4 protein-coding genes and 1 pseudogene are annotated in these 3,078 nt (G+C 65.4%); 3 read left to right on the forward strand and 2 right to left on the reverse strand.

The window, feature by feature from the left end; all coding sequences use genetic code 11:
• Positions 1-56 precede the first annotated feature (56 nt).
• The gene (locus VAE53_RS00565; protein WP_322817405.1) at positions 57-236 is read right to left on the reverse strand and encodes a hypothetical protein; all 180 of its coding nucleotides are present in this window, start codon (positions 234-236) and stop codon (positions 57-59) included.
• 76 nt (positions 237-312) lie between these two features.
• A complete protein-coding gene (locus VAE53_RS00570) occupies positions 313-1,110 on the reverse strand; it encodes an enoyl-CoA hydratase-related protein (RefSeq protein WP_322817406.1) in 798 nt (265 codons plus the stop codon).
• 95 nt (positions 1,111-1,205) lie between these two features.
• Here VAE53_RS00570 and VAE53_RS00575 point away from each other — a divergent pair, with 95 nt between their 5' ends.
• The 3 genes and pseudogenes from VAE53_RS00575 to VAE53_RS00585 all read left to right on the forward strand — a co-directional run.
• Positions 1,206-2,405 carry an acyl-CoA dehydrogenase family protein gene (locus tag VAE53_RS00575; protein WP_322817407.1) on the forward strand — a complete coding sequence of 400 codons (1,200 nt, stop codon included), beginning with the start codon at positions 1,206-1,208 and terminating at the stop codon, positions 2,403-2,405.
• A 46-nt stretch (positions 2,406-2,451) separates the two neighbouring features.
• The gene (gene queF / locus VAE53_RS00580; RefSeq protein ID WP_322817408.1) at positions 2,452-2,832 is read left to right on the forward strand and encodes a preQ(1) synthase; all 381 of its coding nucleotides are present in this window, start codon (positions 2,452-2,454) and stop codon (positions 2,830-2,832) included.
• A 64-nt stretch (positions 2,833-2,896) separates the two neighbouring features.
• Positions 2,897-3,078 (forward strand): annotated as a pseudogene (locus VAE53_RS00585) (hypothetical protein); the annotation flags it as partial.

Raw genomic sequence — 3,078 nt, forward strand, 5'->3', positions numbered from 1 at the left:
ATGCGCATCCCACACTCGTGATGCAGCAAGCGTACCAGTCGCGGCGGGCACGTTCCTCAGGCCGAACGGTCGATAAACTGACCGACCTTGGGGTCGAGCAGACGAACGATCTCCGCCTGCGCCGCGGCAGCGGCCTGGACTGCCTTCACCGCCGCCTGGAACCCCACCCGCCCGGCGATGCCCTCGACCGGGTCCGTCGGAATCGAGGTCGGCGCGATGGCCGAGAGCAGGTTCATACCGCAAGTGTCGACATAGCGAGGCCGTCGCCCGCGCTCAGGTTCGTGGCGCCCGGGTAGAGAGCGGGTTACCCGCTCACCTGCCCTTGAAGATTGGCTCCCGCTTTTCGAGGAACGAGCGCCGCCCCTCCTCCGCATCCTCCGTGGCGTGGGTAATCTGCTGGAGGAACTGCTCGAGTTCGATCTGCTCGTCGAGGCCGCGGCTCGCGCCTTCTTGCACCAGTCGCTTCATCAATTCGATCGCGACGCTCGGCCCGCGCGCGATGGAACAGGCGAGGGCTCCGGCTACCTCCAGGAGCTCCTCATCCGGCACCACCTGGCTCACCAGCCCGATTCGCTCGGCCTGCCGGGCGTCGATCATCTCGCCGGTGTAGAGCAGCCGGTACGCCCACTCCTGTCCCACGAGCCTCGGGAGCAGCCACGTCGAACCGGTATCGGCGACGATGGCGCGCTTGACGAAGATCGCACTGAATCGCGCCGACTCGGCCGCGATGCGGATGTCACAAGCCATGGCCAAGGAGAACCCAGCCCCGACACACGGACCGTTGACCGCGGCGATGGTCGGCTTGCGGCAGTGGTAAACCTGCGCCGTGGCGAGGAAGCGTGAGCGCAGCAGCCCGGCCCTTCCTGGGAACGGCCGAGCTGGCCAGTCCGCCTCCGTCGTCGCCGTGGTCAGATCGGTCCCGGCACAGAAGCCCCGGCCCGCACCGGTGAAGACGACGGCGCGCACCGCATCGTCGGCCTCGGCCATCGCCACAGCGTTCTCGATCTCGGCCCACGAGCCCCACGAGAGTGCGTTCAACTTTTCCGGTTTGTTCAGCGTGATCCGTGCCACCCTGTCGCGGACGCTGTAGAGGATGTCCCGAAAGTGCATGCATGAGCCCCCTTCTTGGGTTCGGTCGAAGGAAGCCTACGCCACCCCGGTAGCGCTGCCCACCTCCGGCTTGGCCACGCATGGCTATACTGCAGGTGCCCAGACTCGCCTCGCCGGACTCGCCCATGCTCTTCCGCGACTCGCCCGAACATGCCGCCTTTCGCGCCGAGGTACGCGCATTCCTCGCCGCCGAACTCCCGCGCGAAACATGGGATATGCGGAACGACCGCGAAGAGATGACGCCCGAGGAAGCGGAATTCACCCGCCAGTTCCGAAAGAAGCTCGCCGCCCGCGGTTGGCTGACCATGGGCTGGCCGAAAGCATTCGGTGGCGCAGGCGCGAGCTACATGACCCAAACTGTCTACATGGAGGAGATGAGCGCCGCAGGCGCCCCCGGCGCATACGACCAGGGCGTCTGGCTCGCGGGCCCAGCCCTGATGATGCACGGTACCCCCCAACAACAGCAGCGCTGGCTACCCGGCATGCGCTCAGCGGATGACCACTGGTGCCAGCTCTTCTCGGAGCCTGGTGCCGGTTCCGACCTCGCCAGCCTCCAGACCCGCGCCGTGCGTGATGGCGACGTCTACATCGTCAGCGGCCAAAAAATCTGGACGAGTGGTGCCCAGGAGGCAGACTGGGGCATTCTCCTCGCCCGAACCGACCCTGAGGCCCCGAAGCACCGCGGCATCAGCTACTTCATGGTCGATATGCGCCTCCCAGGGATAACGATCCGTCCCCTTGTCAACCTCATGGGGAGCCGCCACTTCTGCGAAGTCTTTTTCGACGACGTCCGCATTCCGGCCGACTGCCTCGTCGGCGAGGAGAACCGTGGCTGGTACATCGCCACCACCACCCTCGACCAGGAACGCTCCAGCATCAACCGTGTCGTCATGACCCGCAGCACGCTCTACGCCCTCATCGACTACGTGCGCGAGCACGACCACCTCCGCCGCGACGAGATCCGACACGAACTCGCCGAACGCTACTTGGAATTCGAAATTGGCCGCTGGCTCTGCTACCGCGTAGCCCAAATGCAGAGCGAAGGAAAGGTGCCCAACGCCGAAGCCTCGGTTTCGAAAATCTTCGGCACGGAGCTCCAGCGGCAGATGGGTATCACCGGTCTTCGTGTCCTCGGGCTACCGGGCCAACTCGAGCCAGGCTCCCGCTGGGCGCCCCTCCGTGGTCGCATCGAGCGTTGGGCCCTCGCTGCTCCGAGCTACACCATCGCCGGCGGGACCAGCGAAGTGAACCGGAACATCATTGCCACGCGAGGACTCGGCCTGCCCCGCGGGTAACCTTGCGCCAGCCGCGCCGCGGTCCGAATCTGCACATGGAAGTACCATGAATCCGAACAACACCTTCCGCACCGACGGCACGATCGACGCTTTCGACAACCAATTCCCCGGGCGCGACTACGTCATCGAGTTCATTGCACCCGAGTTCACCAGCGTCTGCCCGATGACCGGGCAGCCGGATTTCGGCACGATTCGGATTACCTACGTCCCCGACCAGAAGTGCATCGAACTCCGGAGCTTCAAGTTCTACCTTCACACCTTCCGCAACCGCGGCATCTTCTACGAGGACGTGGTCAACACCATCCTGGACGACATCGTGGCTGCCATCCAGCCGCGCACGGCGACCGTTGTCGGCGAATTCAACACTCGCGGAGGCATCAGCGCCCGTGTCACTGCTTCGTACCCGTCTCGCACTGCCGGGGCATGACGCGTCCCCGAACGATTCCGTAGACTCCACAACCCGTGGCCCCCGGTGGGGCCGTGAGGTGCGCATGCCCGTCAAGCCCGACCCCGCAGGCTTCCCTCAGCGCCGCTGCTCCGAGGTTTGCTCGGTATCGGCTGCACAGATGCGCGACGTCCAGCGACTCGCTCAAGAAGAGTTCGGACTCGACATCCTCCAACTTACCGAGAACGCCGGCCGCAGCGCAGCCCTGCTCGCCTTCGCGATGCTCGG

Source organism: Tepidiforma sp., from assembly GCF_034432735.1.
Classification (GTDB): Bacteria; Chloroflexota; Dehalococcoidia; order Tepidiformales; family Tepidiformaceae; genus Tepidiforma.

What these genes read in the sequence shown, in the direction of transcription:
- VAE53_RS00565 (WP_322817405.1), bottom strand. Translation starts at nt 236, where the DNA reads ATGAACCTGCTCTCGGCCATCGCGCCGACCTCGATTCCGACGGACCCG.
- queF (WP_322817408.1), top strand. Translation starts at nt 2,452, where the DNA reads ATGAATCCGAACAACACCTTCCGCACCGACGGCACGATCGACGCTTTC.
- VAE53_RS00570 (WP_322817406.1), bottom strand. Translation starts at nt 1,110, where the DNA reads ATGCACTTTCGGGACATCCTCTACAGCGTCCGCGACAGGGTGGCACGG.